The 20,119-nt window shown below is 62.6% G+C and carries 22 protein-coding genes; 11 read left to right on the top strand and 11 right to left on the bottom strand.

The features are described from left to right. The first annotated feature begins 40 nt into the window (after positions 1 to 40). Positions 41 to 1,174, top strand: coding sequence for an aromatic ring-hydroxylating oxygenase subunit alpha (locus HV675_RS01870; protein ID WP_175109053.1), 1,134 nt, complete (start codon positions 41 to 43; stop codon positions 1,172 to 1,174). A 156-nt stretch (positions 1,175 to 1,330) separates the two neighbouring features. Here HV675_RS01870 and HV675_RS01865 read toward each other — a convergent pair whose 3' ends face one another. Then, positions 1,331 to 2,452, bottom strand: a complete 1,122-nt coding sequence (locus HV675_RS01865) for a porin (RefSeq protein ID WP_175109052.1) — start codon at positions 2,450 to 2,452, stop codon at positions 1,331 to 1,333. A gap of 372 nt (positions 2,453 to 2,824) precedes the next feature. Then, a complete protein-coding gene (locus HV675_RS01860) occupies positions 2,825 to 3,115 on the bottom strand; it encodes a hypothetical protein (RefSeq protein WP_175109051.1) in 291 nt (96 codons plus the stop codon). On the opposite strand from HV675_RS01860, the gene HV675_RS01855 reads away from it, so the two are divergent. From HV675_RS01855 to HV675_RS01835, 5 genes are all read left to right on the top strand, one after another. Beyond that, complete coding sequence (locus HV675_RS01855) at positions 3,114 to 3,467, top strand: YciI family protein (protein ID WP_175109050.1); 354 nt, start codon at positions 3,114 to 3,116, stop codon at positions 3,465 to 3,467. The two genes, HV675_RS01860 and HV675_RS01855, sit on opposite strands and share 2 nt — an antisense overlap. A gap of 203 nt (positions 3,468 to 3,670) precedes the next feature. After that, on the top strand, positions 3,671 to 4,084 hold the full coding sequence (locus HV675_RS01850; RefSeq protein ID WP_175109049.1) for a YciI family protein: 414 nt from the start codon (positions 3,671 to 3,673) through the stop codon (positions 4,082 to 4,084). Positions 4,085 to 4,104: 20 nt separating this feature from the next. After that, positions 4,105 to 4,545, top strand: a complete 441-nt coding sequence (locus HV675_RS01845) for a VOC family protein (RefSeq protein ID WP_175109048.1) — start codon at positions 4,105 to 4,107, stop codon at positions 4,543 to 4,545. Positions 4,546 to 4,553: 8 nt separating this feature from the next. Further along, positions 4,554 to 5,837: an RNA polymerase sigma factor gene (locus tag HV675_RS01840; protein WP_175109047.1), complete on the top strand. Its 1,284-nt coding sequence runs from the start codon at positions 4,554 to 4,556 to the stop codon at positions 5,835 to 5,837. 220 nt (positions 5,838 to 6,057) lie between these two features. Further along, the gene (locus HV675_RS01835) at positions 6,058 to 6,963 is read left to right on the top strand and encodes an alpha/beta fold hydrolase (RefSeq protein WP_175109046.1); all 906 of its coding nucleotides are present in this window, start codon (positions 6,058 to 6,060) and stop codon (positions 6,961 to 6,963) included. A 105-nt stretch (positions 6,964 to 7,068) separates the two neighbouring features. On the opposite strand, the gene HV675_RS01830 is transcribed toward HV675_RS01835, so the two are convergent. Further along, the gene (locus HV675_RS01830) at positions 7,069 to 7,521 is read right to left on the bottom strand and encodes a low affinity iron permease family protein (protein WP_377700712.1); all 453 of its coding nucleotides are present in this window, start codon (positions 7,519 to 7,521) and stop codon (positions 7,069 to 7,071) included. Positions 7,522 to 7,807: 286 nt separating this feature from the next. On the opposite strand from HV675_RS01830, the gene HV675_RS01825 reads away from it, so the two are divergent. The 3 genes from HV675_RS01825 to HV675_RS01815 all read left to right on the top strand — a co-directional run bounded on the left by HV675_RS01825 (position 7,808) and on the right by HV675_RS01815 (position 10,171). Continuing rightward, complete coding sequence (locus HV675_RS01825; protein ID WP_175109044.1) at positions 7,808 to 8,287, top strand: VOC family protein; 480 nt, start codon at positions 7,808 to 7,810, stop codon at positions 8,285 to 8,287. Between the two features lie 146 nt (positions 8,288 to 8,433). After that, positions 8,434 to 8,907, top strand: a complete 474-nt coding sequence (locus HV675_RS01820) for a VOC family protein (RefSeq protein WP_175109043.1) — start codon at positions 8,434 to 8,436, stop codon at positions 8,905 to 8,907. A 442-nt stretch (positions 8,908 to 9,349) separates the two neighbouring features. Further along, complete coding sequence (locus HV675_RS01815) at positions 9,350 to 10,171, top strand: alpha/beta fold hydrolase (RefSeq protein WP_175109042.1); 822 nt, start codon at positions 9,350 to 9,352, stop codon at positions 10,169 to 10,171. Between the two features lie 138 nt (positions 10,172 to 10,309). Here HV675_RS01815 and HV675_RS01810 read toward each other — a convergent pair whose 3' ends face one another. Both HV675_RS01810 and HV675_RS01805 read right to left on the bottom strand, forming a co-directional pair. Further along, positions 10,310 to 11,053, bottom strand: a complete 744-nt coding sequence (locus tag HV675_RS01810; protein WP_175109041.1) for a GNAT family N-acetyltransferase — start codon at positions 11,051 to 11,053, stop codon at positions 10,310 to 10,312. 166 nt (positions 11,054 to 11,219) lie between these two features. Further along, a complete protein-coding gene (locus tag HV675_RS01805) occupies positions 11,220 to 11,957 on the bottom strand; it encodes an SDR family oxidoreductase (protein ID WP_175109040.1) in 738 nt (245 codons plus the stop codon). A 233-nt stretch (positions 11,958 to 12,190) separates the two neighbouring features. Between HV675_RS01805 and HV675_RS01800 the strand changes: the two genes are divergently transcribed. After that, on the top strand, positions 12,191 to 12,517 hold the full coding sequence (locus tag HV675_RS01800; RefSeq protein WP_175109039.1) for a hypothetical protein: 327 nt from the start codon (positions 12,191 to 12,193) through the stop codon (positions 12,515 to 12,517). A 109-nt stretch (positions 12,518 to 12,626) separates the two neighbouring features. Here HV675_RS01800 and HV675_RS01795 read toward each other — a convergent pair whose 3' ends face one another. The 6 genes from HV675_RS01795 to HV675_RS01770 all read right to left on the bottom strand — a co-directional run bounded on the left by HV675_RS01795 (position 12,627) and on the right by HV675_RS01770 (position 18,970). After that, the gene (locus tag HV675_RS01795) at positions 12,627 to 13,460 is read right to left on the bottom strand and encodes an AraC family transcriptional regulator (protein WP_175109038.1); all 834 of its coding nucleotides are present in this window, start codon (positions 13,458 to 13,460) and stop codon (positions 12,627 to 12,629) included. Between the two features lie 101 nt (positions 13,461 to 13,561). Next, entirely contained in the window at positions 13,562 to 15,025 is a 1,464-nt protein-coding gene (locus tag HV675_RS01790) for an MFS transporter (protein ID WP_175109037.1), read from the bottom strand. A gap of 187 nt (positions 15,026 to 15,212) precedes the next feature. Continuing rightward, entirely contained in the window at positions 15,213 to 15,650 is a 438-nt protein-coding gene (locus HV675_RS01785; protein ID WP_175109036.1) for a carboxymuconolactone decarboxylase family protein, read from the bottom strand. Between the two features lie 170 nt (positions 15,651 to 15,820). Next, entirely contained in the window at positions 15,821 to 16,666 is an 846-nt protein-coding gene (locus HV675_RS01780; protein WP_175109035.1) for a carbohydrate ABC transporter permease, read from the bottom strand. Beyond that, on the bottom strand, positions 16,663 to 17,595 hold the full coding sequence (locus HV675_RS01775; RefSeq protein ID WP_377700699.1) for a carbohydrate ABC transporter permease: 933 nt from the start codon (positions 17,593 to 17,595) through the stop codon (positions 16,663 to 16,665). The genes HV675_RS01780 and HV675_RS01775 overlap by 4 nt, the downstream gene beginning before the upstream one ends. Positions 17,596 to 17,737: 142 nt before the next feature. Further along, positions 17,738 to 18,970 carry an ABC transporter substrate-binding protein gene (locus HV675_RS01770; protein ID WP_175109034.1) on the bottom strand — a complete coding sequence of 411 codons (1,233 nt, stop codon included), beginning with the start codon at positions 18,968 to 18,970 and terminating at the stop codon, positions 17,738 to 17,740. A 298-nt stretch (positions 18,971 to 19,268) separates the two neighbouring features. On the opposite strand from HV675_RS01770, the gene HV675_RS01765 reads away from it, so the two are divergent. Beyond that, the gene (locus HV675_RS01765; RefSeq protein WP_175109033.1) at positions 19,269 to 20,042 is read left to right on the top strand and encodes an SDR family oxidoreductase; all 774 of its coding nucleotides are present in this window, start codon (positions 19,269 to 19,271) and stop codon (positions 20,040 to 20,042) included. Positions 20,043 to 20,119 lie beyond the last annotated feature (77 nt).

Here is a 20,119-nt window from a genome sequence, read left to right as displayed (position 1 = left end):
TACGTTGCGGGGGCTCAGTCGCGAGAGGAGGGCGTCATACATGCACGCAGTCAGTGCTGCGGAAAGCAGCAGCAAGGTCGAAACCCCGGGCGGGGCGCCAGTGCGCGATTTGCGCCGCGTTCACGTTCACCCGGACTATTGGTATCCCCTTGCGTGGTCGCATGAGTTGAAGCGCGGCAAGGCGCACGGCGTGCGCTTCGCGGGCGAGCCGATCGTGCTCGTGCGCACCGAATCCGGCAAGGTGTTCGCACTTGAAGACCGCTGCGCACATCGGCAGGTGCCGCTGCACGGCGGCGTGGTCGACGGCGAAGCGATCCGCTGCTGCTATCACGGCTGGACGTACGACTGTACGGGCAGTTGCATCGACGTTCCGTATCTCGGCCGCGAGCGGTTGCCGAATGGCGTGCGCGCGTATCCGTGCCGGGAAGTCGAAGGCCTTATTTTTGTATTCCCGGGCAACGCGGAACTCGCGAAGTCGACGCCGCTGCCGCCACTCGGCTCGGTCGCGAACAAGGCCTACAAGACGCGGCGCTTCGGCCGCGAGGTGGCGTGCCATTACTCGTTCATGCACGAGAACCTGATGGACATGAACCATCAGTTCCTGCACCGCCGGCAAATGGGCCAGATGCGCGCGCGTTCGCTCGGCCGGCGCCGCGGCGACGACTGGGTCGAGGTCGACTACACCTTCTCGCGCGAAGCCGGCCAGCAGCCGATCGGCGAGGCGCTCGTATTCGGCCAGAGCCGGCAAGGATCGAAGACGAAGCACAAGGATGTGATGACGATCCGCACGCAGTATCCGTATCAGACGCTGCAGATCCGCACGTCGGAAGGCACGCTGGTAATGGACCTGTGGATTATTTACGTGCCGCTCGACGCCGAACAGCGCACCAACCGCACGTTCGGTCTGCTGTCGGTCAAGCGGCCGAAGGTGGGCGTGTTGCTTGATATCGCGTGGCCGCTGCTCGTGTGGTTCACCGAGCGGATCTTCAAGGAAGACCGCTGGATTGTCGAACGCGAGCAGGAGGCGCACGACGCACAGGGCGCGGATTGGAACCACGAGGTCTTCCCGGTCATCAACGAATTGCGCGATCTGCTGCGCGAATGCGGTGCGCCGCCGGCGCGGCGCGTGATACCGATCGAGCCCGAAGTGGCGCCGCAGTCTTGCGCCAGCTAGGCCGCGCGCGTTCGCTGATCGCACCCGGCGGCCGTGACGCCCGTCACGGCTGGGCCGGTCGCGTCGCGCCAGACGCAAAAAGCTCCCGCGTCTCGTAAAACGCGGGAGCCAGGTTGTCGCGTTGCGACTTGCGGCTAAGCCGCATGCAATGAACGATTAGAAGCGGTGACGCAGACCTACCGTTGCGGCCGCCTGGTTCTGCGACGACGAGAGCAGGCTTGCGTTGCCCGAGTAAATGCCCGCGGCGCCGATCTCATCGCCCGTTGCGCGCTGATACACAACTTGCGCGTAGACGTCGGTCCGCTTCGACAGTGCGTAGTCCGTCTGTACGCCGACCTGGTGGATATGGCCCACGTTGGTCTTCCTGCCTGCCACCGCATAGTCGCCGTCCGTGTACGTATAGGCGAGGCCTGCGCTGAGTGCCGGCGTGAAGTTGTACTTGGCGTTGATTTCGTAGTTGTTCAGATGTGCGGACGAGCCGGCCGATTCGGCGAAGTTGTCCTGGCGCGTTTGCGTCCACACGACGCCGACCATAGCCGGGCCGAACGCGTAGCTTGCGCCGACGCCAAATTCGCGCTGGCGGAACCCACCGAGAACAGTATTGATCGCGCTCATATCCGGATCAGTCGTCGCGCCGTTCGACGTGGCGCCCGGGTTGTTCTGCTGCGAGTACCCGGCGGCGATATGCAGACCCGCGTATTGATAGGACGCACCGAAGCTGTACTCGCGGTTGTTCGCGAAGCCGCTTTGATTCGAGAAGCCGTAGGTGCCGCCGAACGTGAAGCCGCCATAGTTCTCGCTCGTGTACTTGACCGAGTTGTTGACCGGGAAGCCGCCGTTCGTGTTCAGGTTGTCGTTGTTGAACGGATGCGCGAAGTAGGTGCCGCCCCAGCTGCCGGTTGCGGTGAGCGGTGCGACGTAGTCCTGCATCGAATCCCACTGGCGGCCGAGCGTGACCGTGCCGTAGCCGCTCGACAGGCCGACGTACGCCTGCCGGTTGAACAGCGAGCCGTCGTTCGCAAGCTTGCCGTTGTTGATGTCAAAGCCGCTTTCGACGTTGAAGATGGCCTTCAGTCCGCCGCCGAGATCCTCGGAGCCGCGCAGGCCCCAACGGCTTTGGTCGATGCCGCTGCCCACTGCAAAGCGCCCCTTGCCGTTGACGTTGTTCGTGTAGGTGAAGCCCGCATCGATCAGGCCGTACAGCGTGACGCTGCTTTGTGCGTGAGCGAGTGGCATAAACGATGCGGCCATTGCCGCCGCGATCAGAGTCTTTTTCATCGAAACTTCCTTCTATGTCCTATTGGTCACGCGCCGGTCTGCTGGAGAGCGCGGCACGCATTGCATGCCGGTGGTCCGTCGTGAGGCCGGTCCATTCCCTGTCTCGGGAACGGTCGCAGTATAGGTAGGCTCCCTAATCAATCTTTCGATAATAATTGGCAATGAACTTTTGCTGAATAAGAAATAAATAGATTGGAGAGCGATAGGATTTTGTTTTTATTTGAAATATTCATCTCAAATAAAACAGACTTGAATTTAGAGATTAGATTGGCGTTGTGTGGTGACAACGAAAATACGCCGGAACTCGCTATAGGGTTCGTTTTATCTCGAAAATACAAAGACTTGGAAAATAGCATGAGATGTGAAATTCGCTTAATGGACTGGGTCAATAATAAGAATTTGAATAGGAAATGTCCTAATCCATTTGGCTATATGAAACGTCAAAAAATAATGAAGCAATCCATATCTTATTAAAGGAAAATTGGCATTCGTTTGCAGTTTTTGCTGGCTTTTACAATTGAATGTCTGCAACCCACGAGAATCCCGGTGCGAGCGTTTGCCGCGTGCCGCATCCGCTTGCCAGACTGCGCGCGCAAGGCGAAACTTGTCCGTCGCCGGTGCGGCGGCAACCGTTGCAGTGAATGTCTCAACCGGAGGTTCCATGGCTTATATGCTGCTTATCGTCGAACCGGTCGATCAGCGCGACGAACGGGGCGAAGTCGCCGGTCGCGCGGTCTTCGACGAAATGGTGCGTTACCGCGACACGCTGAAAGAACGCGGCGTGCTGATCGCGGCGGAATCGCTTGCCACTGCGAAGAAGGGCAAGCGCCTGCAGGTGCGCGACGGCGGGACGCGCGTCGTCGACGGTCCGTTCGCCGAGGTGAAGGAAATGATCGGCGGCTTCTTTCTGCTGAACTGCGAAACCCAGGACGAAGCGCTTGCGCTCGCGGCCGAGTGTCCGGCGGCGCGCTGGTCCACGATCGAAGTCCGCAAGCTCGGGCCTTGCTACGAATAGCACACGCACGGCGCCGGGAGCGGAGCACGCAGCCCGCGAACGGCCGCCGCCGTTTAGTCGTCCTCGGGTTTTCCCTGGTGCGCATGCCGGGCGCCGGATGTCGATATCGCCGGGGCCCGCGCGTCGTGCAGTCAGGAAGCCGCGGAACAACCCGGTTCGCGCGGCGCCACTGCCTGTCAAATAACGAAAGAGGAGAAACGGCAATGCGATTCATGATCATGGTGAAGGCGAACGCGGACACCGAAGCCGGCAAGATGCCGGAAGAACAGCTGATCGCGGCCATGGCGACTTATCACGAGGAACTGGCCAAGGCCGGCGTGCTGCTCGACGCAAGCGGCTTGCAGCCGACCGCGAAGGGCTGGCGCATCCGCTACGAGAACGGCCGGCGTACGGTTGTCGACGGCCCGTTTGCCGAAACCAAGGAACTGCTGGCCGGCTACACGCTGATCCAGGTGCGCTCGCGCGAAGAAGCGATGGAATGGGCGCGGCGCTTTCCCGCGCCGTTCGGCGAACACGCCGATGGTGAAATCGAAGTGCGCCAGCTCTTTGGGCTCGAAGACTTCGAACCGGGCCCGGCGACGGAGCGCATCCGCAAGCTCGACAGCACCAACCACTGATCACCGGCACGAGGCACACCATGCACAAGCAGATCTTTCTGAACATCGCGGTCGATAACCTCGAACGCTCGAAGGCGTTCTTCTCGAAGCTCGGCTTTACGTTCGAGCCGAAGTTCACGGATGAAAACGCCGCCTGCATGATCGTCGGCGAAAACATCTTCACGATGCTGCTGACCAAGCCGTTCTTCAGCACCTTCACGAGCAAGCCGCTGTCCGATCCGTCGAAAACCACGGAAGCGCTGATCTGCCTGTCGTGCGACAGCCGCGCCGAAGTCGACGACCTGGTCGCGAAGGCGATCGCCGCGGGCGGGACCGCGCCGCGCAAGCCGCAAGACTACGGCTTCATGTATGGCCACGGTTTCGAAGACCCGGACGGCCATATCTGGGAGCTCGCATACATGGACCCGAACGTGCCGATGCCGGAGCAGCCGGCGGCGGCGTCCGCCACGACGCAACGGTGAGGCCGGCCGTGTCGACGGCCGCGACGCATCGTGCCATCGAGGCGGTGTGGCGGATCGAATCCGCAAAGATCATCGCGCACGTCGCGCGGATCGTGCGCGACGTCGGCGTGGCCGAAGAACTGGCGCAGGACGCACTGGTCGCCGCGCTCGAGCACTGGCCCGAGGCCGGTGTGCCCGACAACCCGGGAGCGTGGCTGATGGCGACCGCGAAGAACCGCGCGCTCGACCGCTGGCGTCAGGACGCGCTGCACGCAAAAAAGCGCGAAGCGCTGGGCCACGACCTCGACGCGCTCGAGGCGCACCTCGTGCCCGATTTCGTCGATGCGCTCGATGCCGCACGCGCGGACGACATCGGCGACGACCTGCTGCGGCTCGTGTTTACTGCGTGCCACCCGGTGTTGTCGACGGACGCGCGCGTCGCGTTGACGCTGCGTCTGCTGGGCGGTCTGACGACCGACGAAATCGCGCGTGCGTTTCTCGTACCGGAGCCGACCATCGCGCAGCGCATCGTGCGCGCGAAGCGCACGTTGTCCGCGGCAAAAGTGCCGTTCGAGGTGCCGCAAGCCGATGCGCGCGCGGCCCGGCTCGCATCGGTGCTCGAAGTAATCTATCTGATCTTCAACGAAGGCTATTCCGCAACAGCCGGCGACGACTGGACGCGCCCCGCGCTGTGCGAGGAGGCATTGCGGCTCGGCCGCGTCCTCGCGGGGCTCGTGCCTGACGAAAGCGAGGTGCACGGCCTCGTCGCGTTGATGGAAATTCAGGCGTCGCGTCTTGCCGCGCGTGTCGATGCCGACGGCAAACCGGTGTTGCTGCTCGACCAGGACCGCAGCCGCTGGGATCCATTGCTGATCCGGCGCGGGCTGGCGGCGCTTGCGCAAGCCGAGGCGCTGGGCGGCGGCAGCGGCCCTTATACGCTGCAAGCGGCGCTGGCGGCATGCCATGCGCGCGCACATACTGCCGATCAAACCGATTGGGAGCGCATCGTCGCACTCTACGACGCGCTCGCGCAGGTCGCGCCCTCACCGGTGGTCGAGTTGAACCGCGCGGTGGCGCTCGGCATGGCGTTCGGTCCGGCCGCCGGTCTTGAAATCGTCGATGCGCTCGGCGCGGACGCCGCGCTGGCGAACTACCACTGGCTGCCAAGCGTGCGCGGCGACCTGCTTGCGAAGCTCGGCCGTCGCGATGAAGCACGCACCGAATTCGAGCGTGCGGCTGCGATGACGCGCAATGCGCGCGAGCGCGATCTTCTGCTGGAACGTGCGCAGCAGATGCGCAACGACGCGCACTAAACTCTCCCCGCCTAAACCCCTGCGAACAAACGTTCATTGCGCGTCTTCGGCCGTCGCGTCGTTTCATGCAATTTTGGTAACCTTCGAAATTGCGGTTGACAAGTTACGTCGCATGACTATGATGTGCGCATACGTAACCGAGATTGGATTAATTTAACGGTTTCACAGTCCGGTGCGTGAGCTATTTCCGTTGATGCGTCAAACGACCCAGGAGCCGATCATGTCGACAGCAGCCTTGCAGCAAGCCGGATTACCCGCCATTCCTCGCGTGCTGAACAAGCGCGTCGAAGCCGACGGTGTCGACGTGTTCTACCGGGAAGCCGGTCCGGCGGATGCGCCGGTGCTGTTGCTGTTGCACGGCTATCCCACTTCGTCGCTGATGTTCCGCGAGCTGATGCCGCGTCTTGCTGCACGCTACCGGGTGATCGCGCCGGATCTGCCGGGCTTCGGCTTCACGAACGTGCCGGCCGGGCGCAATTACCGGTACACGTTCGACAGCCTCGCGCAAACCGTGCGCGCGTTCGTCGATACGTTGAATTTGCAGCGTTATGCGCTCTATGTGTTCGATTACGGCGCGCCGGTCGGCTTCCGGTTGGCGGTGGCGTACCCTGAGCGGGTAACAGCGCTGATCTCGCAGAACGGCAACGCATACGAAGAAGGTCTGGGCGACGCGTGGGGTCCGATTCGCACGTACTGGGCGCAGCCCAACGAAGCGAACCGCGCGGTGGTGCGCGACGCGGTGTTGACGCTGGAAGGCACGCGCTGGCAGTACGTGCATGGCGTGAATGATGCGGACGCGGTGGCGCCGGAAACGTACACGCTCGATACATTGTTGTTCGAGCGCGGCAACAACAAGGAAATCCAGCTTGATCTGTTTCTCGACTACGCGTCGAATCTGAAGCTGTACCCAACGTTCCAGGCGTTCTTCCGCGACCGCAAGCCGCCGACGTTGGCGATCTGGGGCAAGCACGATCCGTTTTTCATTCCGCCGGGTGCGCAGGCGTATCGGCGCGACAACCCGAATGCGACGGTCGAGATGCTCGACACGGGGCATTTCGCATTGGAAACGCATGTCGACGAGATCGCTATCGCGATCGACAAGCTGATGCGGTCGATTTCCGCATGAGCGGCGCATGAGTGACGGCGGCACGCCGCGTGTTTCGCGCGGCTTACCGCCCGCACCGACGAACGACTGAAAGAAAGGCCGCGCAATGCGAGATTGCGCGGCCTTTCAGCTTTCGCGCCGGTCCTGTTTGCGTTCAGCATGCGGGTCGCGTGACGGCTGATGTTGCTGCGCATCGTCATTCGCGTTCCGGTCGTCTTCGACAAACGGCGAATCGGTATCGGTGCCGCCCGCGCGCAAGGCGGTGCGCGCTTCGTCAGCGAGCTGTTCATAGCGCTTGCGAAAGCGCGTCAGATCCTTTTCGTCGAGTTCCTCCAGATCGAGCAGCGCATTGTGCGCGCCGGCGAGCGCGCGGATCAGTTCGTCGAGTTTGATCTGCATCGCCGCGGTGTCACGGTTTTGCGTGTTCTGGATCAGGAACACCATCAGAAACGTGACGATCGTCGTCGACGTATTGATGACGAGCTGCCATGTGTCACTAAAGTGAAATAACGGCCCGCTCACCGCCCATATGACGACCAGTAGCGCCGCGATCACGAATGTGACGGGTCTGCCGGCCATCGTCGAAAGCATGGTCGAGAATTGGGAGAACCAGTTTTTCGTCACGAGAGACCCCTTATCGGCAACGCAGGTTCGGACGCCAGATAACCGCGTCATGAGTCGCCTCGCACGATACGTGCCGGGTAGGCCGTTGCGGCGCAGCATTGCAGCATGATCCCGCTGCGCATCAGAAATTTCCGCTTGCCTATGTCGATTCGAAGATGGCTTACTCGTCGTCGTGATGAAGCCACGATGTCCGGTGAAGCTTCGCCACCCATTCATTCGTCGATAGACAGGAGCCACGACTATGTCCAAGCCAGCCACGAGAACCATCCCTGAAGGCATGCATTCGCTGACCCCGCATATCGTCTGTGCCGGCGCGGCCGACGCGATCGAGTTTTACAAAAAAGCATTCAACGCGGTCGAACAGGTTCGTATGCCCGGTCCGGGCGGAAAATTGATGCACGCGTCGCTGAAGATCGGCGATTCGACGCTGATGCTCGTCGATGAAATGCCCGACTGTGCCGGCGCAGTCGGGCCGAAGGCGCTGAAGGGTTCGCCCGTCACGATTCATCTATACGTCGACAACGCCGATGCGACGGTCGCGCAAGCGGAGAAAGCGGGCGCGAAAGTCACGATGCCGGTCGCCGATATGTTCTGGGGCGACCGTTACGGTCAACTGGAAGACCCGTTCGGTCACCGCTGGTCGGTCGCGACTCACAAGGTCGACATGACGCCCGAAGAAATGCAGGCCGCCATGCAGGAAATGATGAAGTCGCGGCAGTAATTCGCATCGCGCCGCGCCGCCATTCGCGTTTATCGGGCGGCGCTTCATACACGGCGCCGTGTCATGCGGCGCCGTGCGCATGACAACACGCGTCGCGCGAGCATGCCGTCCGCACCCAACGCTCACGCGAGCAAAATGGAGAATCGATGGACAGGATTGCCACATGTCTGTGGTTCGACGGTCACGCGGAAGACGCCGCGAACTTTTATGTGTCCGTGTTCAGAAACGGGCGCATCGGCGACGTGATGTACTACAACGACGCGGTCCCGAGCAAGGCGGGCCAGGTGCTGAGCGTGACGTTCGATATTGAAGGGCGCGAATTTATCGCGCTGAACGGCGGCCCGCAGTTCACGTTTTCGCCGGCCATCTCATTCTTTGTCAAATGCGAAACGCAAGCGGAAGTCGATGCACTTTGGAACAGGCTGCTGGAAGGCGGCGCGCCTCAGCAATGCGGCTGGCTGACCGACCGTTTCGGCGTGTCATGGCAGGTGGTGCCGACGGTGCTGGGCAAGATGCTGCAGGATAAGGACCCCGTGAAAGCGAAGCGCGTGATGGAGGCGATGATGGGTATGGTGAAGCTCGACATCGCCGCGCTCGAGGATGCCTACGCGGGGCGATAGGTCGCACGCCGCTTGCCGGGATTCGGTCGCCGGCCATTTTCCGCGCTAACCACACTCGTGACAGCATGGCGACAGACACGAACTCAAGCGCCGGCGCGCTTCGCGAAAATATAACTTGCCCATGCACTTTACCGCATGGCCATAGCATTGTTGCGCGCGCAATATAAACCATCGTCTGATGCGCCGCCGAATTTTTCGACGCATAATCTGCTCGTCATTCCACGGAGCGACGTGCGGCACGCACATCAGCAGCGTCAACGCCGTGTGCCGATGCCGGATAGGTGAGCCGGCATCTAGCACTCGCATCCCTATCGTCGGGCGGCAGGTGATCGTCCGATGAACCTCCGCAATCCGAAGCGTTGCATCGCTACGGCGCCGGCCGCATTGGCTCGCGTCGCGGCAATCATCCGCAGTTCTTTCCACCAGCACGGAGCTTGATACGATGAATACGGTCACGACCCAAGATGGCGCGCAAATCTTCTACAAGGACTGGGGCAGCGGCAAACCGATTGTCTTCTCGCATGGCTGGCCGCTCGACGCCGACGCGTGGGATCCGCAATTGTTGTTCTTCGTGCAACACGGCTTCCGCGTCATTGCACACGACCGCCGCGGTCACGGCCGTTCGTCACAGACGTCGAACGGCAACGATATGGACACGTATGCGGACGACCTTGCCGCCGTGATCGACCATCTCGATCTGAAGGAGGCCGTGCTCGTCGGCCACTCGACGGGCGGCGGTGAAGTGGCGCACTACATCGGCCGGCATGGCACCGGGCGGGTCGCCAAAGCGGTGCTGATCGGCGCGGTGCCGCCGCTGATGCTGAAGACCGCGGCGAACCCGGGCGGCCTGCCGATCGACGTGTTCGACGGCATTCGCAAAGGCGTCGCGGACAACCGGTCGCAGTTCTACAAGGACCTCGCCATGCCGTTCTTTGGCTACAACCGTCAGGGTGCGAAGGTATCGCAGGGCACCATTGACGAATTCTGGCGGCAGGGTATGGCCGGCGGCATCGTAGGTCACTACGCGTGCATCAAGCAGTTCTCCGAAGTCGACTACACGGCGGACCTGCAGAAGATCGACGTGCCGACGCTGGTGCTGCACGGCGACGACGATCAGATCGTGCCGATCGATGCAGCCGGGCGGATGTCGGCGAAGATCGTGAAGAACGCAACGCTGAAGGTGTATGAAGGCGCGCCGCACGGAATGTGCGTGACGCACGCGGACAAGGTGAACGCCGATCTGCTCGCGTTCATCAAGGGCTGATCGGCCGGCGCCTCGCTACGCTACATGCGGCGGCGCGCGAAGCGCTGCCGCAAGCGAATGCACACGCATGACGGCGGCGCGCATTGAAGCGCGCTACCGTTATGCGTCGTCCTACTGCTTCGCTAGCCGGCTCGCTGCTTAAGCGGCATCCGTGCGTGGCGTGCGCGCACGTTGCTCGTCGACCAGATCAGCCAGCTTGCGCACCTGAACGCCGTGCGCATCGAAGTTGGCCGGCTCGAGCCACGCGTCGAATGCTGTGCGAATGGCTGGCCATTCGCCGTCGATAATCGAAAACCACGCGGTGTCGCGGTTGCGCCCGCGATAGACGATCGCCTGCCGGAAAATCCCCTCGAATGTGAAGCCGTAGCGCAGTGCCGCGGCGCGCGACGGCGCATTGAGCGCATCACACTTCCATTCGAAACGGCGATAGCCGAGGGTGTCGAACGCGTGACGCATCAGCAGAAAAATCGCCTCGGTTCCCGCGCGCGTTTTCTGCAGGAGCCGCGAATACGTGACGAAACCGACCTCGATCACACCGTGTACCGCGTCGATGCGCATCAGCGCGAGCGTGCCGACCGCCTTGCCGGTCGCCAGATCGATGACGGTGTAGTGAAACGGATCGGCCGATGCGGCGATGCGCGTCAGGTGGGCGCGGTACGCGTCGAATGAGTCGAATGGGCCGACGCTGAGGTAAGTCCAGTCGCGCGCGTCGCCAGCCTGTTGATAGGCGTCGTACAGTTCGTTCGCGTGTTGCTCGGCGCTTACATGTTCGAGTCGGCAGTAACGGCCGGTAAGCGGCGTCGCATCGGGCTTTTGCGCGCCGTGCCAGTCCGGCACCGGCGCGCCGATCGGCTGACCGAACTCGTTGTTCCTCTGCTGCACGTTCTTTCTCCTCGACGGCGCCGGCGGCGAAGCCGGCGTGACGTTGCGTTGTGTGTGTGTCGTGTCGCAAGTATGCCTGTCGCGAACGATACGACAAAACGCGCCGGAGGAAAAAACGCTGGCGCGGCCGTGCGCCGCGCCAAGCCAGCATCAAGCCATGCAGCGCTTACAGCTGAATCATTCCGCCGTCGATCACAATCTCGGTGCCGACGATAAAGCCCGATTCCGGCGCCGCCAGATGCAGCACGGTCGCGGCGATCTCGCTCGACTTGCCGAAGCGGCCGAGCGGAATCTGGTTCTTGAGTTGCTCCGCGGAATCCGGATCGAGGCCGAGCTTCGTGTGCAGCGGCGTGGTGACCGGCCCCGGGCTGATCACGTTGACGCGTGCGCCGCGCGGCAACAGTTCGGCCGACAGCGTCTTCGCGAGCGAGATCAGCGCAGCCTTGCTCGCCGCGTAGATCGATGACGACGGCATGCCGATGTGCGCATTGATCGAGCCGTTCAGCACAATCGAGGCGCCCTTGTTGAGCAGCGGCGTCAACGCCTGGATCTGGAAGTAAGGGCCTTTGACATTGATGTCGAACGACTCATCCCACATCGATTCGGCGACATCCGCGAATGCGGAGAATTTGGCAATGCCTGCGTTGATGAACACCGCATCGAGACGCACGTCTTCCTCTGCGAGACGCTTGCCGAGTTCGCGGGCGCCGGCCACCGAGCCGGCGTCGTTGCGGATCGCGAGCGCCGACTTGCCGAGCGTCGCGGCGGCCGTAGCGAGCGTCACCTCATCACGGCCGGTGATGATGACGCGTGCGCCTTCGGCTGCAAAAGCTTGCGCGGTAACGAGGCCGATGCCGCTGTTGCCGCCGGTCACGAGTACGGTCTTGCCTTCAAAGCGATTCATGACGTTCTCCTATGAACGTGTTCAATGTGAAGGCAATTGTGGTCGCTCGAATGACGAATGACGTACGAATGACATGGCCAACTCGTTCGATAGGATTGGACGAGTTGGCCGTTCCGCCTTTCGGCAATGGCGCGCAGCGCCGTGAGCAAAGTCCGCCCATTCCCCACGTACAATGCGTATTGGCAGTTGTTGTGTGGCACCCGTCATGACCGATGAACCGAAAGAGGGACGATATGGAAATTGATCCGACCGAGTGGTTTCCGTTAGACGAATACAAGCCGGCGCGCGAAGGATGGTACGAAGTGCAGCTGGTGAGCGGTGAAACCGCGTTCGCGCGCTTTGCCGAGGGCGAGTGGACCGAAAAGCCGCTGCTTGTGTTTACGCACTGGCGCGGCTTGAGCAAGGATCCGGCGCGTGCCGGCGAGACCGAGAACATCGGCGGCGAAGTGGCGGCGGCCGAAGGCGTGCGGGCCGTATGGAACGCATTTTTCCCGGGCGCCGGCGGCGATGCGCACAAGCCGCTCGAACCGCACGACAAACCGACCAACGGCCCACATTGACGGGTGCGATGCGGCGGGCTGCGCAACGCGGCGCCCGCTTCCAGGCTTGAATAAAGACCCTTCGTGCGGCGCCCCCAAGGCGCCGCATCCCTGCATCACTTCCGGTCCATCACCCTTTCAGCGGCAGCCAGATCTCGACGCCGCCCATGCCGGTCGTCGCATTGAACCGCTCGTCGTATCGCTCGAAGTTCGGCGCGTCCGCGGGCGTGTGCCCCGAGGCCGGCAGCCACGCATTCCAGATCGTGTTCCACGTACGCCGGATCGCTGAAATGTGCTCAGGGTGTGCGAACACCGCGTAGCGCTGCGCGGCAATGCGCACGTGGCTCATGTTCACCGGCAAAGCGGCAAAATCGGCGACTTCGACGCCGCACAGGTAGTCGAAATTACCGGCATCGTCCGCGTTATAGCAGACCCCGTATGCAACGTTGCCGATCTGCCCGGGCACCGAGCCGATATGCGGCACGAAGCGCTGCCATTGCGCCGGAATATTGGAACTGCCTTCGCAGTGGTAGCGCTCGCTGAATCCCGCGACGAGAAGCGGCTCGCCGTCGACGAAGCGCGGCGGCTGCAGGTTGGTGATCAGGGTTTCGTCCATTTTGATCGGCTCCACGAGTGCGAGGTTGTCGACATGCCCTTGCGCGCGCAGCGCTTCCGGCGTGATGCCGAACTGCTCGCGAAACGCGCGCGTGAATGCCTCGTGAGAGCCGTAGCCGGCATCGATGGCGACCGCGAGAATCTCCGGCGCGCCGCGCGCAAGCCGCCGCGCGGCCTCGCTCAGGCGGCGCGCACGCACGTAGCGCATGACCGGCCTGCCGGTTGCCGCTTCAAATGCGCGCGACAAATGAAAGCGCGACACGCAGCCGCATTGCGCGATCTCGTCGAGCGTGAGGTCGCCTGCAAAGTGACTTTCGATAAACCAGAGCGCTTTGGCGACAGGGTTCATACGGACTCTTGACGGGCATGAACCCAGCATAGATGCCGCGCGCAAGCGTCATTTGATCGGCATTGCGCATCTGCCGGGAACCGCGCGTGCCGCGCGCGCGGTCAAAGCTGATCCGTCGCGGCGCGACCGCCGCCGCTTTCACGCGACGGCTGCGCGGCTTGTTGCGACGCGGTGCGCAGCAGCAACCCGCCAAGCATCGCGGCCGCCGCGGCGAAAATCGCACCGCACAGAAACGCGAGGTGGTAACCGTCGGTGAGCGCGGCGCGCAAGTCGTGCGTGGCGCCGGATTCGCCGGATTGCGCGGCCGCGAGGCTCGCGAGCACGGCCAGACCGAGCGCGCCGCCCATCATGAACGACGTGTTGACGATGCCGGACGCGAGCCCCGAATCGCTCGGCTCGACGTCGTTCATGGCGGCGAGCAGCACCGGGTTGAACGCGACGCCCGCGCCGATGCCGAGCAGCAGCATGCCGGGCAACACGTCGATAAGGAACTGGCCGGCCACCGGCGCGCGCGCGAACAGCAGCAGCCCGATCGCGGCGAGCAGCAGGCCCGCGGCGATCGGCCGGCGGATGCCGAAACGCATCACGATGCGCGCCGACAAGCCGAGCGAAAAAACCGCCATGATCAGATTCGCCGGCAAAAACGCCAGCCCGACCTGGAACGGCGCGTAGCCGAGCACGCGCTGCATATACAGCGCCGAGATGAAGAACCACGCGAACATCGCGGCGGCCCATAGCACGCCGATCACATTCGCAACCGACACATTGCGCAGTCTGAACAGCGCGAGCGGCATCAGCGGATGACGCACACGCGACTCGATCGCAAGGAACACGGCCATCAGCACGACCGCCGCGCCGATCAGGCCGAGCGTTTGCGCGGAGATCCAGCCGGCTTCATTGCCGTTGACGATCGCATAGACCGCGAGCATCAGCGATGCGGTGACCGTCACCGCGCCTCCGATGTCGAGCCGTTCGCCGTGCGCATGTCCACGGCCGGCGGGCAGCAGTGTGACGCATAAGCCGTACACGGCAATGCCGATCGGCAGATTGACGAGGAAGATCCAGTGCCAGCTGAGCAGATTCGTCAGCAGTCCGCCGAGCAGCACGCCAATGCTGCCGCCGCCTGCGCAAACGAAGCCGTATACGCCCATTGCCTTGGCGCGTTCTCCCGGTTCGGTGAACAGGTTCATGATCAGCGACAGCGACACGGCGGACACGATCGCACCGCCCAGTCCCTGCACCGCGCGTGCGCACACCAGCATGACCTGCGAATTTGCGAGCCCGCATGCGAGCGAGGCGAGCGTAAACAGCGTGATGCCCGCGAGAAACAGTTTTCGGTGCCCGTAAAGATCGCCGAGCCGGCCGCCGAACAGCAGAAAGCCGCCGAACGTCAGCATGTACGCATTGACGACCCACACCAGCGACGTTTCCGAAAAGCCGAGATCGGCTGCGATCGAAGGCAGCGCGACATTGACGATGGTCGTGTCGAGCACGATCATCAGCACGCCGAGACAAAGCACGACGAGTGCCAGCCAGCGCGTGCGTCCTTCGATGTTGTGAGTCATCCGATCGGTCTCCGTTCGTTATAGATAGTTCGTCATGCGATAAAGACCGTCAGTCTAGTCGGCGAGGGCGTCCGCTTCAACCGCGAATGAGGCGCTTGAACAAGCGACGGACGACAAAAAGCCCGGCCTGACCGCTGCCGGGCTGTGTCTGGTATGGGAGGGGAGACGCTGTGCTTGCGCGTTTTCCTCAGGTGGGGAGCTTGCGAAATCCGATCGCGAAGCGGTTCCACGCGTTGATGGCCGAGATGACCAGCGTCAGGTCGACCAGTTCCGCTTCGCTGAAATGCGGCTTCACGGCTTCCCACACATGATCGGGCGCGTGGTTATGCGAAATGAGCGTCAGCGCTTCGGTCCATTCGAGCGCGGCGCGTTCGCGCTCGGTGAAGAACGGCGTTTCGCGCCACACGACGACGGCCGCGAGACGCCGGTCGGTTTCGCCGCCTTTGCGCGCGTCGGCGGAATGCATATCGACGCAGAACGCGCAGCCGTTGATTTGCGATGCGCGCAGACGCACGAGATCGGTCAGCGATTTTTCGAGGTCGCTCTTGCCGATGCGCTCTTCGAGCGCGAGCATCGCCTTGATCACAGGCGGATTGGCTTTATAGAAGTCGAGACGGGGTTCCATGCTTTACTCCTTGGTAGATGTGCGCATCGAGTGGCGCGACAACACAAGAGTAGGCAAAAAACTGGTCCCGCAAAATGACCAATTTCGGCGATTTTATGGTGACCACTTCCTCGTCTTCGCCGACCACGTGCGCGCGCGAGCGCACACACGACGCGCGCATGAAACCGGCGTTACTTCACCGCACCCAGCGCAAGCCCCTTCACGAGATACCGCTGCAACCACGCGAACACGACCGACACCGGCAGCGTCGCGCACAACGTCGCGGCCATCACCAGATGCCATTCGACCGTGTACTTGCCCGCGACCATATCGGTCACCTGCACGGTCAGTGTCTTGTTTTCCGGCGAGCGGATCAGCGTATAGACGACCGCGAATTCGTTCCACGCATTGATGAACGTGAAGATCGCGGTGACGACAATGGCGGGCACCGCGAGCGGCAGAAACACCTTGAACACCGCGCGCGTACGGCTGCACCCTTCGAGCCACGCGGATTCCTCGAGATCACGCGGCACGGTCTGGAAATACGACGACAGCATCCACACCGCAAATGCAATGTTGAACGCCGCATACGACACGATCACGCCGATCTTCGAATCGACGAGATTGCCGTCGCCGTACGGAATCATTGCCGCGAGGCGGAACAGGCCGACCACCAGCAGAATCGGCGACAGCATCTGCGTGACGAGCAGGAACTGCCGGTACACGCCGCGGCCGCTGAACGGGAAGCGTGCGAGCGCGTACGCGGCCGGCAGGCTGACCGCGAGTGCGAGCAGCGTCGACAGGCAACTGATCACCGCGCTGTTGCGCAGCGCGACGCCGAAGTTGGCCGCGTCCCACATATCGACGAAATTCTGCCAGTGCCAGTGCACCGGCAGCCAGCGTGCGGGATACACGAACACTTCCTGTGCGGGCTTCAACGCGGTGAAGAACATCACCGCGAACGGAAACAGCACGACCACCACCAGCGGCGACAGCGCGAGCCAGCACCACAGCGAGCGTTTCATTTTCGCGTTCATGCGGCGTCTCCTTCTTTCGACGGCTGCATGCGCAGGTACACCATCGAGAACACGAACAGCATCACCAGCATGATCAGCGACACCGCAGCCGCCTGACCGGGCCGGCCCAGACGGAAGCCCAGTTCGTACAGATAGGTGACGAGAATATGCGTGCCGTTGTCGGGGCCGCCTTGCGTCATCACCCAGATAATCGGGAACGAGTTGAACACGTAGATCACGTTCAACAGAATCGCCATGTTGATAAACGGCCGCAGCAGCGGCAGCGTGAGCTGGCGGAACTGCTGCCACGCGCTCGCGCCGTCGATGCGCGCGGCTTCATAGATATCGCCCGGCACCGAAGACAGGCCGCCGAGCAGAATCGTCACGGTAAATGGAATCGACACGAGAATACCGACCGCGATTTCCACCGGAAACGCGAGCTCGGGCGTTGCGAGCCAGTGAATCGGCCCGCCGATCAAACCGAGGCGCTGCAGGGTGACGTTCACCATCCCGTAGTCGTCGTTGAACGCCCAGCGCCAGACCACCGCGGTCATCGTCAGCGATACCGACCACGGCAGCATCACGATCGTGCGGGCGACGCCGCGGCCGTGAAAATCCTGGTTCAGCACAAGCGCGACCGGCACCGAAATCAGCACCGTGCCGCCGACCACAAACGCGGTCCACACAATCGTACGGCGCGTCGCGTCGAGAAACACCGGGTCGGAAAACACGGTGTAGAAATTCTGCAGTCCGTTGAAATCGCGAATCGCGCCGAAGCGCGACACCTCGTGTATCGACTGATACACGATATTGAAAATCGGGTAGCTGATGATGAACAGCGCCAGGATCAGGCTAGGCGCGATCAACAGCCACGGTGTGGTCATGCGTGGCGACACGGACCCGGAAGCGGGAAGCGCAGCGGGTGCGGAAGCGGAGGCGGGACGGCTCATGCGTGCTCGATCAGGAAAGCACCGGCACTCGGGCCGGGTACCTTATGGCCTGTGCCGCCGGCAAGCGGCGGCACAGGCCAGTCGGAGTCGACGCCGCGCGCGCGTGGCGATGCGGCGTCATGATGGGTCAAACGTCAGGCGCTCAGTGACCGAGCGACTGGTCGGCTTCGCTCGATGCCTGCTTCAGCGCGTCAGCCGGCTTCGCCTTGCCGAGATACACCGACTGCATCGCGTTCGACACAGCCTTCGCGGTATCTTCCCAGCCGGTGATGGTCGGCGCGAAGCGAGCGGTCGGCAGCAACGCGATAAACGCCTTCGTGTCCGGATCGTTGAAGGCCGGGTCCGAGGCTTCAGCCTTCGTGGTCGGCAGGAAGCCCTCGGTGCTCGTGAACTCGACGCGCGGCTCCTTCGTGAACAGATAGTCGAGGAACTTCCACGCGCTCTTCTTCACCTTCGAGTTCTTGAACATCACGATCGAATCGGTGACCGCGTAGGTGGCCGCGTTCGTGCCGGTCGGCAGCGGATCGATGCCGTACTTCAGGTTCGGCGCTTCCTTCTTGATCTGCTTCGCGAGGAACGGCGCGGAGATCACCATCGCGACGCGGCCCTGCTTGAAGAGGTTCTGCACATCTTCGCGGCTATAGCCGGTCACGCCCGGCTGCGTGAGGCCTTCGTCGATCATCGTCTTGTAGAGCGTCGCGGCCTTGATGCCGGCAGGCGAATCGAACGCGGCCTTGCCTTGCTTGTTGACGACTTCGCCGCCGTTGGTCCACAGCGCGTAGTAGTAGTAGACGTCCGTTTCGATTTCCTTGCCCTGCAGGCCGAAACCGGCAATGCCCTTCGCCTTCAGCTTCTTCGACGCGTCGATCACGTCATTCCAGGTCTTCGGGCCGTTCGGGTAGCCGACGCTCGCGAGCAGATCCTTGTTGTAGTAAAGCGCGCGTGCGGACGCGGCAATCGGCAGACCGTAGGTCTTGCCGTCGATCTGGCCCGGGGCGAGGAACGGCGCGATAAAGCGGTTCTTGAAGCTCGCGTCCATATAGCCGTCGAGCGGCTCCGCAACGCCGTCCTTCACGAAATCGAGCAGCCAGCGCGTGCCGACGATCGCGAGATCGGCGTTCGCGTTGCCGGAGATGTCCGTTTGCAGCTTCTGCTGCAGCGTGTCCCAGTTCACGTCTTCGATCTTGATCGTCGTGCCGGGATTCGCCTTTTCGAACTGGCGCGCCATCTTCTCGAAGTACGGCGCCGTCTGATCGCTGTAGTGCGCGACCGTGACGCGAACCGTATCGGCGTGCGCCGCTATGGCCATACCTGCAAACGTGAGCGCTACGGCGAGCTTGCCGAGCGTGAGGGAAGCACGTGCATGCAACGACATTTCTCTCTCCTGGGTGGTCCGCTGCCGTCGCCGGCCGCTTTGGGTTGAATTGTTTGAAAAAATCCTACATGACGAAAAAAAGCTTGTCACGTAGGGATGCCGATAATATTTTGACGACGTATTGTTTGCATAACATCCTGTAAAGATGGGCTTTTTGTTGCGTTGCGGGCGAATGCCCAGCACGCTTGGCTCTAGCGGAATGGCATGGCTCGCGGCGCTGTCGGTATCTCACATGTTGGAAATTTACATGGCATCGAACACGATGCGGCGGGCATAAACGGAACCCACGAGGACGGACATGAAACGTGTGGTGTTGGTGACGGGTGCGTGCGGCGGTATCGGCAGCGTGCTCACGAAACGCTTCGTCGAAGCGGGCGATCATGTACTGGCGCTCGATCGCAAGGCGGAGGAACTGCAGACGTTCGTCGATAGTCTCGGCACGACGCAGGTCACGCCGCTCGCGGTCGATCTCGGCGATGCGGACGCGGTGCGCGCCGCGGTGGCGGGCGCGAGCGCGCAGACCGGGCCGGTCGACGTAGCCGTTGCGAACGCGGGTTCAGCCACGGGCCCGACGCTCGCGACGACCGACGCGGCGACCTGGCAGCGCGACGTCCATTCGAACCTGAACGCCACGTATCACACGATCGAAGCGGTGCGCGAGTCGATGATCGAACGGCAACGCGGCGCGCTGGTGCTGATCGGCTCCGTGAACGGCATGGCGATGCTCGGCCACCCGGCGTACAGCGCCGCGAAGGCCGGCCTGATCAGCTATACGAAGGCGCTGGCGGTGGAACTCGGCCGCTACGGCATCCGCGCCAACATCGTCTGCCCCGGCACCGTGCAGACGCCGGCGTGGCGTGCGCGCGTCGAGAAGAACCCGCAGGTGTTCGAGAACCTGAAGAAGTGGTACCCGTTGCGCGACTTCGCGACGCCCGACGACATCGCGAACGCGGTGCTGTTTCTCGCGTCGCCGCTCGCGCGTGTGATTACCGGCGTCGCATTGCCGGTGGATGGCGGCCTGATGGCGGGCAACCGGCTGATGGCCGAGGAGCTGACGCTCGAATCGCTATGAGCGCGGCTGGGCCGGCCATGAGCGGGCGCTCGGCAACGCGCAGGCAAAGCAAAGGCAATGGCAGCGCACAACGATGA

Origin of the sequence: Paraburkholderia solisilvae, assembly GCF_902859875.1 — a bacterium.
Classification (GTDB): Bacteria; Pseudomonadota; Gammaproteobacteria; order Burkholderiales; family Burkholderiaceae; genus Paraburkholderia; species Paraburkholderia solisilvae.
Note: the sequence above shows the minus strand (reverse complement) of the source record. Positions and strands in the feature narration are given on the sequence as shown.

Coding starts and splice junctions, on each gene's coding strand:
- HV675_RS01870 (WP_175109053.1), top strand. CDS start 41: ATGCACGCAGTCAGTGCTGCGGAAAGCAGCAGCAAGGTCGAAACCCCG.
- HV675_RS01865 (WP_175109052.1), bottom strand. CDS start 2,452: ATGAAAAAGACTCTGATCGCGGCGGCAATGGCCGCATCGTTTATGCCA.
- HV675_RS01855 (WP_175109050.1), top strand. CDS start 3,114: ATGGCTTATATGCTGCTTATCGTCGAACCGGTCGATCAGCGCGACGAA.
- HV675_RS01860 (WP_175109051.1), bottom strand. CDS start 3,115: ATGGAACCTCCGGTTGAGACATTCACTGCAACGGTTGCCGCCGCACCG.
- HV675_RS01850 (WP_175109049.1), top strand. CDS start 3,671: ATGCGATTCATGATCATGGTGAAGGCGAACGCGGACACCGAAGCCGGC.
- HV675_RS01845 (WP_175109048.1), top strand. CDS start 4,105: ATGCACAAGCAGATCTTTCTGAACATCGCGGTCGATAACCTCGAACGC.
- HV675_RS01835 (WP_175109046.1), top strand. CDS start 6,058: ATGTCGACAGCAGCCTTGCAGCAAGCCGGATTACCCGCCATTCCTCGC.
- HV675_RS01830 (WP_377700712.1), bottom strand. CDS start 7,521: ATGGCCGGCAGACCCGTCACATTCGTGATCGCGGCGCTACTGGTCGTC.
- HV675_RS01825 (WP_175109044.1), top strand. CDS start 7,808: ATGTCCAAGCCAGCCACGAGAACCATCCCTGAAGGCATGCATTCGCTG.
- HV675_RS01820 (WP_175109043.1), top strand. CDS start 8,434: ATGGACAGGATTGCCACATGTCTGTGGTTCGACGGTCACGCGGAAGAC.
- HV675_RS01815 (WP_175109042.1), top strand. CDS start 9,350: ATGAATACGGTCACGACCCAAGATGGCGCGCAAATCTTCTACAAGGAC.
- HV675_RS01805 (WP_175109040.1), bottom strand. CDS start 11,957: ATGAATCGCTTTGAAGGCAAGACCGTACTCGTGACCGGCGGCAACAGC.
- HV675_RS01800 (WP_175109039.1), top strand. CDS start 12,191: ATGGAAATTGATCCGACCGAGTGGTTTCCGTTAGACGAATACAAGCCG.
- HV675_RS01795 (WP_175109038.1), bottom strand. CDS start 13,460: ATGAACCCTGTCGCCAAAGCGCTCTGGTTTATCGAAAGTCACTTTGCA.
- HV675_RS01790 (WP_175109037.1), bottom strand. CDS start 15,025: ATGACTCACAACATCGAAGGACGCACGCGCTGGCTGGCACTCGTCGTG.
- HV675_RS01785 (WP_175109036.1), bottom strand. CDS start 15,650: ATGGAACCCCGTCTCGACTTCTATAAAGCCAATCCGCCTGTGATCAAG.
- HV675_RS01780 (WP_175109035.1), bottom strand. CDS start 16,666: ATGAACGCGAAAATGAAACGCTCGCTGTGGTGCTGGCTCGCGCTGTCG.
- HV675_RS01775 (WP_377700699.1), bottom strand. CDS start 17,595: ATGAGCCGTCCCGCCTCCGCTTCCGCACCCGCTGCGCTTCCCGCTTCC.
- HV675_RS01770 (WP_175109034.1), bottom strand. CDS start 18,970: ATGTCGTTGCATGCACGTGCTTCCCTCACGCTCGGCAAGCTCGCCGTA.
- HV675_RS01765 (WP_175109033.1), top strand. CDS start 19,269: ATGAAACGTGTGGTGTTGGTGACGGGTGCGTGCGGCGGTATCGGCAGC.